The sequence below is a fragment of the Streptomyces sp. NPDC014870 genome (genome assembly GCF_043081505.1).
GTDB lineage: Bacteria > Actinomycetota > Actinomycetes > Streptomycetales > Streptomycetaceae > Streptomyces.
The window spans coordinates 354,577-366,410 of record NZ_JBIBWQ010000004.1 but is presented as its reverse complement, the minus strand read 5'-3'; the positions used below and the strand labels follow the sequence as shown (position 1 = coordinate 366,410).

The 11,834-nt window shown below is 73.4% G+C and carries 14 protein-coding genes; 1 reads left to right on the top strand and 13 read right to left on the bottom strand.

Annotated features, from left to right (window positions below; genetic code table 11):
- Nucleotides 1-41 precede the first annotated feature (41 nt).
- The 11 genes from lgt to hisI all read right to left on the bottom strand — a co-directional run bounded on the left by lgt (nucleotide 42) and on the right by hisI (nucleotide 9,170).
- The gene (gene lgt, locus ACF09C_RS14165) at nucleotides 42-1,004 is read right to left on the bottom strand and encodes a prolipoprotein diacylglyceryl transferase (protein ID WP_392091743.1); all 963 of its coding nucleotides are present in this window, start codon (nucleotides 1,002-1,004) and stop codon (nucleotides 42-44) included.
- Nucleotides 1,005-1,177: 173 nt separating this feature from the next.
- The gene (locus ACF09C_RS14160) at nucleotides 1,178-2,005 is read right to left on the bottom strand and encodes a DsbA family protein (protein ID WP_392091742.1); all 828 of its coding nucleotides are present in this window, start codon (nucleotides 2,003-2,005) and stop codon (nucleotides 1,178-1,180) included.
- 64 nt (nucleotides 2,006-2,069) lie between these two features.
- Entirely contained in the window at nucleotides 2,070-2,885 is an 816-nt protein-coding gene (trpA, locus tag ACF09C_RS14155) for a tryptophan synthase subunit alpha (RefSeq protein WP_392091741.1), read from the bottom strand.
- Nucleotides 2,882-4,126 carry a tryptophan synthase subunit beta gene (gene trpB / locus ACF09C_RS14150; RefSeq protein ID WP_392091740.1) on the bottom strand — a complete coding sequence of 415 codons (1,245 nt, stop codon included), beginning with the start codon at nucleotides 4,124-4,126 and terminating at the stop codon, nucleotides 2,882-2,884. Before trpB ends, trpA begins: the two co-directional genes overlap by 4 nt.
- 151 nt (nucleotides 4,127-4,277) lie before the next feature.
- Nucleotides 4,278-4,466, bottom strand: coding sequence for a tryptophan biosynthesis modulator TrpM (gene trpM / locus ACF09C_RS14145; protein ID WP_392092006.1), 189 nt, complete (start codon nucleotides 4,464-4,466; stop codon nucleotides 4,278-4,280).
- A 79-nt stretch (nucleotides 4,467-4,545) separates the two neighbouring features.
- Nucleotides 4,546-5,355, bottom strand: coding sequence for an indole-3-glycerol phosphate synthase TrpC (gene trpC, locus ACF09C_RS14140; protein WP_362369798.1), 810 nt, complete (start codon nucleotides 5,353-5,355; stop codon nucleotides 4,546-4,548).
- Between the two features lie 142 nt (nucleotides 5,356-5,497).
- Nucleotides 5,498-6,109 carry a DUF2752 domain-containing protein gene (locus ACF09C_RS14135; RefSeq protein ID WP_392091739.1) on the bottom strand — a complete coding sequence of 204 codons (612 nt, stop codon included), beginning with the start codon at nucleotides 6,107-6,109 and terminating at the stop codon, nucleotides 5,498-5,500.
- A gap of 86 nt (nucleotides 6,110-6,195) precedes the next feature.
- The gene (locus ACF09C_RS14130; protein WP_392092005.1) at nucleotides 6,196-6,444 is read right to left on the bottom strand and encodes an HGxxPAAW family protein; all 249 of its coding nucleotides are present in this window, start codon (nucleotides 6,442-6,444) and stop codon (nucleotides 6,196-6,198) included.
- Nucleotides 6,445-6,637: 193 nt separating this feature from the next.
- Nucleotides 6,638-7,303 (bottom strand): TIGR02234 family membrane protein, encoded by a 666-nt coding sequence (locus ACF09C_RS14125; protein ID WP_392091738.1) that lies wholly within the window; start codon nucleotides 7,301-7,303, stop codon nucleotides 6,638-6,640.
- 14 nt (nucleotides 7,304-7,317) lie between these two features.
- The gene (locus tag ACF09C_RS14120; RefSeq protein ID WP_392091737.1) at nucleotides 7,318-8,808 is read right to left on the bottom strand and encodes an anthranilate synthase component I; all 1,491 of its coding nucleotides are present in this window, start codon (nucleotides 8,806-8,808) and stop codon (nucleotides 7,318-7,320) included.
- A gap of 11 nt (nucleotides 8,809-8,819) precedes the next feature.
- Complete coding sequence (hisI, locus tag ACF09C_RS14115) at nucleotides 8,820-9,170, bottom strand: phosphoribosyl-AMP cyclohydrolase (RefSeq protein ID WP_352190540.1); 351 nt, start codon at nucleotides 9,168-9,170, stop codon at nucleotides 8,820-8,822.
- 84 nt (nucleotides 9,171-9,254) lie between these two features.
- On the opposite strand from hisI, the gene ACF09C_RS14110 reads away from it, so the two are divergent.
- The gene (locus ACF09C_RS14110; protein WP_392091736.1) at nucleotides 9,255-9,890 is read left to right on the top strand and encodes a TIGR03085 family metal-binding protein; all 636 of its coding nucleotides are present in this window, start codon (nucleotides 9,255-9,257) and stop codon (nucleotides 9,888-9,890) included.
- Here ACF09C_RS14110 and ACF09C_RS14105 read toward each other — a convergent pair.
- Both ACF09C_RS14105 and ACF09C_RS14100 read right to left on the bottom strand, forming a co-directional pair.
- Entirely contained in the window at nucleotides 9,887-11,137 is a 1,251-nt protein-coding gene (locus ACF09C_RS14105; protein ID WP_392091735.1) for an MFS transporter, read from the bottom strand. The two genes, ACF09C_RS14110 and ACF09C_RS14105, sit on opposite strands and share 4 nt — an antisense overlap.
- Complete coding sequence (locus ACF09C_RS14100) at nucleotides 11,134-11,721, bottom strand: helix-turn-helix domain-containing protein (protein WP_392091734.1); 588 nt, start codon at nucleotides 11,719-11,721, stop codon at nucleotides 11,134-11,136. The genes ACF09C_RS14105 and ACF09C_RS14100 overlap by 4 nt, the downstream gene beginning before the upstream one ends.
- Between the last annotated feature and the right edge of the window lie 113 nt (nucleotides 11,722-11,834).

The window sequence follows — 11,834 nt, the reverse complement described above, 5'->3', positions numbered from 1 at the left end:
CCGGCGGCCCTGAGAAGACGCGAGGGGCGCCCGTCGGTCCGTCAGCCCTTGGCGGGCGACTCCGCGCCTCCCGCGGGTGCGTCGGCCGTCTCGTCGCCGAGGGCCTCGAACAGAGCGGTGCCGCTCTCGTCCTCGGCGGCCCCGTCCTCCGGGTCGGACTCGTTCCCGGCCTTGCCGCCGGCCCGCTTGTCCCGCTCCGGCTCCACGACCTCCTCGCGCCCCGGACGGAGCCGCGACGAGATCACGATGTAGGCGACGGCCAGGACGAAGACGACGATCGCCGTCCAGACGTTCAGCCGCAGGCCAAGCACGTGGTGCGCCTCGTCGACGCGCATGTACTCGATCCATCCGCGGCCCGCGCAGTACGCGGCGACGTAGAGCGCGAAGGCCCGCCCATGGCCGAGCTTGAACCGGCGGTCGGCCCAGATGACCAGGAACGCGACGCCGATGCACCACAGCGACTCGTAGAGGAAGGTCGGGTGGTAGATCCCGGCCTCGCGGTTCGCGCCGGCGCTGATCTCCAGGCCCCACGGCAGGTCGGTCGGCTTGCCGTACAGCTCCTGGTTGAACCAGTTGCCCCAGCGGCCGATGGCCTGGGCGAAGGCGATGCCGGGCGCAATGGCGTCGGCGTACGCGGGGAGCGGGATGCCGCGCCGGCGGGCGCCGATCCAGGCGCCGACCGCGCCGAGCGCGATGGCGCCCCAGATGCCGAGGCCGCCTTCCCAGATCTTGAAGGCGTCGACCCAGTTCTCACCCTCGCTGAAGTACAGCTGGTAGTCGGTGATCACGTGGTAGAGCCGACCGCCGACGAGGCCGAAGGGCACCGCCCAGACGGCGATGTCGGCCACGGTGCCGGCTTTGCCGCCCCGGGCGATCCAGCGCTTGTTGCCGTACCAGACGGCGACGAAGACACCGAGGATGATGCAGAAGGCGTAGGCGCGCAGCGGGACCGGTCCGAGGTTGAGGACACCGGTCGACGGGCTGGGAATGTAGGCAAGGTCCATGGCAGGACCGACGCTACCTTGCCGGGCGGGCGTCACGGCAGCCCACCCGGCAACGTCTGGGTAACTAAGAGGATCGCACGAAGAGGATCGCCCCGGTCGGCTCCGGCCGGGGTCGGTCGGATCAGCGTCGACCGGTCAGCTCACCGTTGACCGGTCGGCCCGCCGTGGACCGGTCAGCCCGCCGAGGGCGAGGCGGTGCCCGCCTTCTTGCCCTTGTTGGCCTCGGCGACCCACTTCTTCAGGTTCTCCGGGGAGATCTGCTCGCTGCCCTTCTGCGGGAAGATCGATTCTCCGTTCAGGAGCACCGACGGGGTGCCCTGGAAGTTGCCCTTCACGAAGGCGTCGTTCGACTTCCCGACCCAGCTGTCGTGCGTGCCGTCCTCGACACAGCTGCGGAATTCCGGGGTGTCCAGGCCGGGGACCTTGGCCGCGAGCTTGATCAGTTCGGCGTTGTCGCCGAAGGTGTCGTCGGTCTCCGGCGGCTGGTTGATGTACAGCGTGTCGTGGTACGCCGTGAACTTCCCGGCGTCCTGGGCGCACGCCGCCGCGTTCGCCGCGCGCAGCGAGCCCTGGCCGCCCATGTTCCGGTCGATGAGGGTGGCGAGGTGGTACTCGGTCTTGAGCGCGCCGGAGGCCTCCAGCTCGTGGATGGTGTCCCGGAACGCGTTCTCGAAGGAGGCGCACGCCGGGCAGCGGAAGTCCTCCCAGATCGCGAGCGTCGACGGGGCGTCCGTCTTCCCGGTGGGGATCGCGGGCTTCTCCCCCTCGATCGAGCCGGTCGGGGCGACGACCGGGCCCGCCTTGTCCGAGCCGCCGTCCTTGCCGCCGGTGTTGGCGGCGATCACTCCGACGACCGCGGCCAGGCCGAGGACGCCGACGACCGCGGCCGACACGATCAGGACGCGCCGCTGCTTCTCGCGGGCCTTCTCGCGCTCGCGCTGCTCCTGGAGCCGCTCCCGCGCGCTCCGATTACCGTAACCGTCACTGTTCTTCTTGCTCACGTACGGAGCAACGAACCGGGGAGGCGCGGTCGCGCCTCCCCGGTCACAGATCCACCCGATCGGGCTACGAAACTCGACGCACGCCCTCGGCGAGTTCGCCCGCCAGTTCCCTTACGGCGGCGAGTCCGGCGGCCTCGCCGTCGGCGTCGAGCATCCTCTTGACGAACGCGGAGCCGACGATGACGCCGTCGGCGAAGCCCGCGACCTCCTTGGCCTGCTCGGCGTTGGAGACGCCGAGTCCGACGCAGACAGGGAGCGGCGACGTGGCGCGGGTGCGGCGGACGAGGTCGGCGGCCTCGGCGCCGACGGACTCGCGGGTGCCGGTGACGCCCATGAGGGAGGCGGCGTAGACGAAGCCGGAACCGGCGGCCGTGATGGTGGCGAGCCGCTCGTCCTTGCTGCTGGGGGCGACGACGAAGACGGTCGCGAGACCGTGCTTCTCGGCGTGCGCGCGCCACTCGGCGGACTCCTGGACGGGCAGGTCCGGCAGGATGCAGCCGGCGCCGCCCGCCGCGGCGAGCTCCTCGGTGAACCGCTCGACGCCGTAGCGGTCGATGGGGTTCCAGTACGTCATGACCAGGACGGGCTTCCCGGTGGCCGCGAAGGCCTCCCGGACCGTCCGCATGACGTCGGCGATCCGGACGCCGCCGCGCAGGGCGATGTCGTCGGCGGTCTGGATGACCGGGCCGTCGAGGACCGGGTCGCTGTGCGGGAGGCCGACCTCGACGATGTCGGCGCCGCCCTCGAAGACGGCCTTGACCGCCTCGATGCCGCCGTCCACGGTCGGGAAGCCGGCCGGCAGGTAGGCGATCAGCGCGGCGCGGTTCTCGGCCTTGGCCTTGGCCAGGGTGTCACTGAGCAGCTGGATGTTCCCGGTCACTTCGCGTCCCCCTCGGTCCCGTCGTACAGCCCGAAGTAGCGGGCCGCCGTGTCCATGTCCTTGTCGCCGCGCCCGGAGAGGTTGACCAGGAGCAGGCCCTCGGGGCCCAGCTCCCTGCCGATCTCCAGGGCCCCGGCGAGCGCGTGCGCGGACTCGATGGCCGGGATGATGCCCTCGGTGCGGGAGAGCAGCCGCAGGGCCTGCATGGCCGCGTCGTCGGTGACGGCGCGGTACTCGGCGCGGCCGGAGTCCTTGAGGTACGCGTGCTCCGGGCCGATGCCCGGGTAGTCCAGACCGGCCGAGATCGAGTACGGCTCGGTGATCTGGCCCTCGTCGTCCTGGAGGACGTACGAGCGCGAGCCGTGCAGGATGCCGGGCTCGCCCGCGGTGAGGGTGGCGGCGTGCTCGCCGGTCTCCACGCCGTGGCCGGCCGGCTCGCAGCCGACGAGGCGGACTCCGGTGTCGGGGACGAAGGCGTGGAAGAGCCCGATGGCGTTGGATCCGCCGCCGACGCAGGCGACGGCCGCGTCGGGGAGCCGGCCCGCGCGCTCCAGGATCTGGCGGCGGGCCTCGACGCCGATGACCCGGTGGAAGTCGCGGACCATGGCGGGGAACGGGTGCGGCCCCGCGACGGTGCCGAAGAGGTAGTGCGTGCGGTCGACGTTGGCGACCCAGTCGCGGAACGCCTCGTTGATGGCGTCCTTGAGGGTGCGGCTGCCGGACTTCACCGGGATGACCTCGGCGCCGAGGATGCGCATCCGGGCGACGTTCAGCGCCTGGCGCTGGGTGTCGATCTCGCCCATGTAGATGGTGCATTCGAGCCCGAAGAGGGCGCAGGCGGTGGCGGTGGCGACGCCGTGCTGGCCCGCGCCGGTCTCGGCGATGACCCGGGTCTTGCCCATGCGCTTGGTGAGCAGGGCCTGCCCGAGCACGTTGTTGATCTTGTGCGAGCCGGTGTGGTTGAGGTCCTCGCGCTTGAGGAAGACCCGGGCGCCGCCCGCGTGTTCGGCGAACCGGGGGACCTCGGTGAGGGCGCTCGGACGGCCGGTGTAATGGACCATCAGGTCGTTGAGCTCGCGCGCGAACTCGGGGTCGGCCTTGGCCTTGTCGTACTCGACGGCGACCTCGTCCACGGCGGCGACGAGGGCCTCCGGGATGAACTTGCCGCCGTAGGCGCCGAAGTAGCCCTCGGCGCTCGGAACCTGACCGTCGGGGTCGGGAAGGAAGAACTCGCTGGACATGCGACTGCTCCTCGCGGGGCGGATGCCCCGGGTGAGACGTGCTGGGCGATGGTCACGTTATGCGCACGCCGCAGTCACGTACGGCAACGCCGTGGCGGGCCGACTCCGGCATACCCCTGCGGGGCATGCGGCGGTCCCGGGCGGTGTCGCTCTACGTAAGGGCGCGCGCGGAGGGCCCGCGCCATCGCATGCCGTTGACCTGGCCGGGCTCGCTGCCGATCACGTACCGCACGCGGCGCCCGTGCACCCGGCGCGCGGGCGCGCGGCAGCCGCGCGGGCGGCAGCCCCGGGCCAGCGGGGCGTGGGCGGGCGCGGCGGCGGTACGGAGCCGGGTGCGCATCGCCCGGGTGACCGCGGACGCGCCGAACCCACCCGGGTGGGTGAGCGGCGACGTCACGCGGTACGCGGTCATGGCGGGGTCAGCCCCGCCCGTGGCGCAGGGCCGGGTGGGCGCCGGCGGCGACGAGGTCGGCGACGGCGGCCTTGGGGTCGCGGCCGGTCACCAGGGACTCGCCGACCAGGACCGCGTCGGCGCCGGCGTTGGCGTACGCGATCAGGTCGTGCGGCCCGCGGACGCCGGACTCGGCGACCTTGACGATGCCGGCCGGGATCTCCGGGGCGACCCGCTCGAAGGTGGAGCGGTCGACCTTGAGGGTCTTGAGGTTCCGCGCGTTGACGCCGATGATCCGGGCGCCCGCGTCGACGGCGCGCTCGACCTCCTCCTCGTCGTGGACCTCGACCAGCGGCGTGAGGCCGATGGACTCGGCGCGCTCGATGAGGGAGACCAGGGCCTCCTGCTCGAGCGCGGCGACGATCAGGAGCGCGAGGTCGGCGCCGTAGGCCCGGGCCTCCCACAGCTGGTACGCGGTGACGATGAAGTCCTTGCGCAGCACCGGGATGTCGACCCGGGCGCGGACGGCCTCCAGGTCGGCGAGCGAGCCGCCGAAGCGGCGCTCCTCGGTGAGCACGGAGATGACGGCGGCGCCGCCGGCCTCGTAGTCGGCGGCGAGGCCGGCCGGGTCGGCGATGGCGGCGAGGGCGCCCTTGGACGGGCTGGAGCGCTTGACCTCACAGATGACCGTGACGCCCTCGCCGCGCAGCGCGGCGACGCCGTCCTTGGCCTGCGGTGCCTTGGCGGCGCGCTCCTTCAGCTCGTCGAGGGAGACCCGCGCCTGCCGCTCTGCGAGGTCGGCGCGTACGCCTTCGATGATCTCGTCGAGCACACTCACGCGAGAGGCCCCCTTCCGGGACGGTGATGGTGACGGTCGTGCGGATGAACCAGGTTCAGCCACGTCGATGGTATCCGCCCGAGGGCCCGGGACCCGCATCCGGCTGACTTACGTCCCACCTGCTGGGACTTCGCCGGAGCGGTCACGGGGCAAGCGCGGAGCCGAAGGGAAGGTTCCGGATGACTGTGAACAGGGCGAGGACCGCGCCGATCCCCCACCACCAGGCGGGGCTGATCGCGACCCGCATGGGCACACCACGTACGGCGCGAATCAGCCACACGGCCATGACGACGGCGAAGAGGCCGTAGCCGACGACGGCGAGGGCGTTGGCGCCGAAGGCGGTGGCGAACTCGCCGTGGACGAAGGCGTGCGCGCTGCGGAGTCCGCCGCAGCCGGGGCAGTACAGGCCGGTGAAGCGCAGGAGCGGGCAGACGGGATAGTGCCCGGGTTCGTTGGGGTCGACGGCCCCGACGTAGGCGAACGCGGCGGCGACGCCCGCGAGCGTCGCCACGGGCGCGAGGAGCCGCCTGCCGACGGGCCGCGCCGCCGCTCCACCGGGTACGGCCGCCCCGTGCGCCCCTCCGGGCTGCCCTACGGCCCCGGGCGGCGCCGAGGCGGGACCGGAGACCGCCGGAGCGGGACCGGACGGCTCCGAGCCCGTGACGGGTGCCGCCGCGGCCGTGGCGGGGCGCTCGGCGGCAGGAGCGGGGTGGCCCGTGAGGGGGGCCTCGGGGGTCGTCGGCTTCGCGTCCACCCGGTGATTCTCGCCCCTGACGCGCGAAGGCGCAGCCCGGCCCCGCCGGACTGCGCCTTCGCGCGTGTCGTGTGCTGCCGCTGCCGTCAGGCGCGCGCCTTCAGCGTCGCCGCCTCGCGGGCCGCGGCGACCGCCGCCGACTCCTTCGGCATACCCATGCCCGCCATCCTCATCGCCAGGCCGATCACACCGCCGAGGACGACGACGGCCATGCCGGCCCAGAAGCCGGCCACGTTGGCGGCCACCATGAAGACACCGGCGATGCAGAAGCCGATGAAGGAGATGATGACACCGGTCCAGGCGGCCGGGGTGTGTCCGTGGGCGCTGCCCGCCATGAGTTGCTCCTCGTTGCTGTTGCTCGGTGGTGGCTCGATGGTGAGGTCACACGCGTGCGCGGACACTCGTGGTCATTGTCCCGCACACAGGGGCGCGAGGATGAATCGGGGTGGCCGGACGATCACGCGTCGCGTCCGGCCGCGGCGGGCGGTGCTCCCGGGGCGCGTGCCGGGGCGTGCCCGGCGCTCGCGCTCAGTCCTCGCGGGTGGGGTCCTCGCCGCGGTCCAGGGCCTTCCACAGGTCCTCGGGGCGGTCCGTCGCGGCCGCCGTGCGGGGCGTCGGGCGCCCGGCGCGCGGGGCGGCGGCGCGTTCGTACCGGCCGCCCATCGCGGGCCAGCGCGCGCCGAAGCGCAGCGCGAGCAGCCCGGCGACGAGGATCAGCAGCGCGCCGCCGGCCGTGACGTAGGGCCAGGCGGTGTGGGTCAGGTGCGCGACCGCCGCGGAGGTGTCACCGGAGATCCGGGCGGCCTCGGCATCGAGCGCGTCGCTGTCGGAGGCGCCGAGGAGCGCGGCCGCCACCGCGCCCGCGCCGCTGAGCGCGAGCAGGCCGGAGACCAGGGCGCGTCCGGTGCGGCGGACGGCGAAGACGGCGACGAGCGCGGCGAGGCCGACGATCGCGAGCGCCGTCGGTACGCCCGTGACGGCGCCGCCGTCGGCCTCGACGGGCACCGTGCCGCCGCCGACCGACGCCGTGCCCTGGGCCCAGATCTGGCCCGAGGACAGCAGCACGACGGTGGCGCCGAGGGCGCCGAGCAGGAGAGCCGCGGCGAGGCTGCGGCGGCCGCCGGGCGCGGCGGCCGCGCCGCCCGCGCGAGCGGCTCGGGGCTGGGGTACGGGAACAGCACTCACGTACCCCACTATCCCTTACGCCTTCATGACGCGTTCATCCGGTTGGCGGTGTGGACGGCGCGCAGGACGGCGGCGGCCTTGTTCCGGCACTCGTTGTCCTCGGCGACCGGGTCGGAGTCGGCGACGACGCCCGCGCCGGCCTGGACGTACGCGGTGCCGTCGCGCAGCAGCGCGGTACGGATCGCGATGGCGGTGTCGGAGTCCCCGGCGAAGTCGAGGTAGCCGACGCAGCCGCCGTACAGTCCGCGCCGGGACGGCTCCAGCTCCTCGATGATCTGCATGGCTCGCGGCTTGGGCGCCCCGGAGAGGGTGCCGGCCGGGAAACAGGCGGTGAGCACGTCGAAGGCGGTCCGGCCCTCGGCGACCCGTCCGGTGACGGTCGAGACGATGTGCATGACGTGCGAGTACCGCTCGATCGACATGAAGTCGACGACCTCCACCGAGCCGGGCTCGCAGACCCGGCCGAGGTCGTTGCGGCCGAGGTCGACGAGCATCAGGTGCTCGGCGCGCTCCTTGGGGTCGGCGAGCAGCTCCTCGGCGAGGTCGTGGTCCTCCTGCGGGGTGGCGCCGCGGTGCCGGGTGCCGGCGATGGGATGGACCATCGCCTGGCCGTCCTCGACCTTGACGAGGGCCTCGGGGCTGGAGCCGACGACGTCGAAGCCGTTCTCGAAGCGGAAGAGGTACATGTACGGGGACGGATTGGTGGCCCGCAGCACCCGGTAGACGTCGAGCGCGGAGGCGTGGCAGGGGGTCTCGAACCGCTGCGAGGGCACCACCTGGAAGGCCTCGCCCGCCCGGATCCGCTCCTTGATGTCCTCGACGGCGTCCTGGTAGGCCGGGCCGCCCCAGAGCGCCGAGAACTCGGGCAGTTCGGAGGGCGGCAGGGCGACGGGGACGGAGGCGACGGGGCGGGCCAGGTCGGCCTGCATGGCGTCGAGCCGGGCGACGGCGTCGGCGTACGCCTCGTCGACGCCGGTCTCCAGGTCGTTGTGGTTGATCGCGTTGGCGATCAGCAGGACCGAGCCGTCCCAGTGGTCCAGGACGGCGAGGTCGCTGGTCAGGAGCATGGTCAGCTCGGGCAGCCGGAGGTCGTCGCGGGTGGAGTCGCCGATCCGCTCCAGGCGGCGGACGATGTCGTAGCCGAGGTAGCCGACCATGCCGCCGGTGAAGGGCGGCATGCCGGAGGCCAGGTCACGAGGGGTGTGGAGGGTCTCGACGGTGGCGCGCAGGGCGGCCAGCGGGTCGCCGTCCGTGGGGACGCCGACGGGCGGGGTGCCGAGCCAGTGGGCCTGGCCGTCCCGGACGGTCAGGGTCGCGTCGCTGCGGACGCCGATGAAGGAGTACCGCGACCAGGAGCGGCCGTTCTCGGCGGATTCGAGGAGGAAGGTGCCGGGGCGCTCGGCCGCGAGCTTGCGGTAGAGCGCGACCGGGGTGTCGCCGTCCGCGAGGAGCCGGCGGCTGACGGGAATCACACGGCGGTCGGCCGCCAGCTTGCGGAAGGTCTCGAGATCCATGGCGCCAGACCCTACTTGCCCAGGGGCAGGACGTCTGCGTCGAAGCAGGTGCGCGCGCCGGTGTGGCAGGCGGCCCCGATCTGGTCGACCTTGACCAGCACGGTGTCGGCGTCGCAGTCGAGGGCGACGGACTTGACGTGCTGGACGTGTCCCGAGGTGTCGCCCTTCACCCAGTACTCCTGGCGGCTGCGGGACCAGTAGGTGCAGCGGCCGGTGGTGAGGGTGCGGTGCAGGGCCTCGTCGTCCATCCAGCCGAGCATCAGCACCTCGCCGGTGTCGTACTGCTGGGCGATGGCCGGGACGAGTCCGTCCGGGCTGCGCTTGAGGCGGGCGGCGATGGCCGGGTCGAGATTGCTGCTCATGGGCCCATTGTGCCGTGGCCGGGCGGTACGCCCGGGTGGACGTCCACTGGGCGGACCGTGGGCCGCGGTCGTACGCTGGCGGGCATGTCGACCCATGCCAAGCGTGAACGCCTTCTGCTCGCCGACCTGTTGGAGGCGGCCGGGCCCGATGCTCCGACGCTCTGCGAGGGCTGGCGGACCCGGGACCTCGCGGCCCACGTGGTGGTGCGCGAGCGCCGTCCCGACGCGGCCGCCGGGACGGTCGTACCGGCGCTGAAGGCGCGGCTCGACCGGGTGCAGGCGGAGTTCGCGGAGAAGCCGTACGAGGAGCTGATCCAGCTCATCCGTACGGGGCCGCCGCGGATGTCGCCGTTCACCATCAAGCAGGTGGACGAGGGGGCGAACGTCGTCGAGTTCTACGTCCACACCGAGGACGTGCGGCGGGCCCAGCCCGAGTGGTCCCCGCGCGAGCTGGACCCGGTCTTCTCGGACGCCCTGTGGGCCCGCCTGGAGAAGGGCGCCCGGCTCCTCGGCCGGAAGGCGCCGGTGGGCCTGGTGCTCCGCCGCCCGAACGGGCAGACGGCGGTGGCCCACAAGGGCACCCCGGTGGTGACGGTCTCCGGCGAGCCGGGCGAGCTGACGATGTTCGTCTTCGGCCGCCAGGACGTGGCGAAGGTGGCGCTGGACGGCGACGAGGACGCGATCGAGCGGCTGCACGACACGAAGCAGCTGGGGATCTAGGGACTGTCCGGGGTCACTGGGAGTTCCGCCCGCCTCAGCGCCCGGACGGACAGGGCGTAGACCCCGCCCAGCGTGCAGAGCGCGGCGCTCACCACGAAGACCGGGCCGAGGCCCCACAGGCCGACCGCCGCGCCCGTGAGCGGGTAGCTCAGCGGGGCGAGGCCGAGGCTGACGAAGCTGGTCACGGCCGTCACCCGGCCGAGGTACGCGGGGTCGCACTCGGTCTGCGTGAGCGCACCGCACAGGGCGCCGCTGAGCCCCGCGAGCAGCCCCACGGTGAGCGCGAGGGCCACGGCGGCCGGCAGCCCGGGTACGAAGGCGAGGGCGCCCAGGGAGAGCGAGCCGAGGGCGATCGTCGTCCCCATGACGGCGCCCGCGCGGGGTATCCGGCCCCGCACGGTCAGCAGCAGGGACGCGGCGCCCGCTCCGGTGCCGAAGCCGGCGAGGACCCAGCCGATGCCGGAGGCGCCCCAGCCGCGCTCGTCGGCGAGGAGCGCGAGGCCGACGTTGAGCGGGCCGACGAAGCCGAGGTCGCTGAGGGCCACGACGAGCACCAGCGGGCCGAGGACGCGGTGCCCGCGGAGGTAGCGGAAGCCGTCGGCGAGGTCCCGCAGGGCGGTGCGGTCCCGGGCCGGCTCGCCGCCCGGCAGCGGGGCGAGCCGGAGCGCGAGGAGCAGCGGGAGCGAGGCCGCGAAGAGGAGTCCGGCGACCCCGAACGCGGCGGCGGGACCGCCCAGGGCGACGGCGAGGCCGCCGAGCGGGGCGCCGAGGACGAGCGCGGCGCGCTGGGCGAGGCCGCGCATGCCCTGGACCCGGGCGAGCTGGTCGCGGGCGGCGATCCGGGGCGGCAGGGCGCCGACGGCGGGCATGAAGAGGGCGTCGACGGCGCCGAAGACGAGGGCGACGGCGGCGAGCGCCCAGAGGGTCGGGCTGCTGACCAGGAGCAGGCCCGCGACGCCGAGGACGACGAGGCAGCGGACGGTGTCGGAGGCGATGACGACGCGGCGGGGTCCGAAGCGGTCGGCGATCACTCCCCCGCCGAGCATGAGCAGGGCGCGCGGGACGGCGCTGACGGCCATGACGAGCCCGGCCTCGGCCGGGGTGCCGCTGCGGACGGCGGTCCAGGAGAGGGCGAGGAAGTAGACGCTGTCGCCGAACGCGGAGGCGGAGTAGCCGCCCAGCCAGCGCAGGACGTTGGGGTCGCGGTGGGCGGGCCGGGCCGGGGCCGCTTCGGTGAGCGCGGTCATGAGCGGTAGGGGAAGCCGAAGAGGTGGACGGCGACGTTCTCGCGGCCCTCGGTCTCCCCGGCCGCCTCCGCGGCCCGGGCCTGCTGGTCGTACTTCATCAGGAGCTGCTGCAACTCCTCGCCGAGGGCGGAGAGTTCGGCGGCGGTGAGGCGGGGCAGCCACTCCGCGCTGAGGGAGGCGGAGCGCCACTCCTCGGACCAGGTCAGCCGCTCGTCGAGGAAGCGGCGGTGGAGTTCGGTGCGCTGTTCGTCGAGCATGCGGCCGAAGGCGTCGCCCGCCGCCTGCAGTTCGGGGGCGCCGCGCATGTCCTCGCCGTGGATGCTCAGCCCGTACGAGCTGGGCTGCCACCAGCGTTCGCGGCCGTCCGCCGACTGGGCCTCGGCCTCCTCGATGAGGCCGTGCTCGGCGAGCTTGCGCAGGTGGTAGCTGACGAGCGAGACGGCCTCGTCGACCTGGTCGGCGAGTTGGGAGGCGGTGGCGGTACGGGCCACGAACAGGGCCCGGTAGAGCCGCATCCGCAGCGGGTGGGAGATGGCCTTGAGGGTGCCGAGGTCGGTGACCCTGCGGTTCTCGGAGGACGACATGGACCCACCGTAGATACGAAAGAAATCTTGCGCAATTGAATTTGCACAAATAATCCTGCACATCTGGACGAGAGAAGGCCCCCGCCGGACGAACCGGCGGGGGCCCATGCCTC